This is a genomic window from Gracilimonas sp. (assembly GCF_031581265.1).
Lineage (GTDB): Bacteria > Bacteroidota > Rhodothermia > Balneolales > Balneolaceae > Gracilimonas.
Genome location: NZ_JAVLBQ010000071.1, coordinates 1 through 556, shown reverse-complemented (window position 1 = coordinate 556; position 556 = coordinate 1). Strand labels below are relative to the sequence as shown.

Annotated in this window: 2 protein-coding genes; both read right to left on the bottom strand. The window is 34.2% G+C overall.

What is annotated here, in order from left to right; translation table 11 throughout:
• The coding region (locus tag RI561_RS13795; RefSeq protein WP_395080825.1) for a hypothetical protein at positions 1 to 187 on the bottom strand (187 nt) is incomplete at its 3' end.
• Positions 188 to 392: 205 nt separating this feature from the next.
• The coding region (locus RI561_RS13790; RefSeq protein ID WP_395080826.1) for an energy transducer TonB at positions 393 to 556 on the bottom strand (164 nt) is incomplete at its 5' end.

The window sequence follows — 556 nt, the reverse complement described above, 5'->3', positions numbered from 1 at the left end:
CACTTTTTTCAGGTTTTTGTACTCTTTTTGAAGAAAGCCCTATAAGTATCCCAACAATTGGTGAAAGCAGAAGAGATAACCAAAATACATTCATTTGACCAATCTCTCTGTCATCAAAAAAGGTAGAGATAATATATGACGCACCTCCCCATAAAACTAATATTAATAGAATAATCAGGATTTGCATACTATAGTTTTAGTTTATTATTAAATGACTGAACAATATATTCTAACATATCACTAATCCTTCATTTAAATTACTTCCGATTATCTTCAGTTTTTAAAATTATACCTTCTTTCTCCTGCGTTAAATTTTTTTGAGCAAACCCTAAAACACCGCGCTGTTGCACTAATAACTTGAGCACAGCTTTTAATGGTTTTTCTTTTTCGAACTATAATCGGAAATTAATATTTAGAGAATATTGTACACGAACGGGATGACCGCGTTGCATGCCAGGCTCAAATTTAGCTTCTCGTACAACTCTAAGTGCCTCTTCATCGCATCCACCTCCAATACCACGAACAACACGAGCATTCTCAACATTACCCTGTTTGT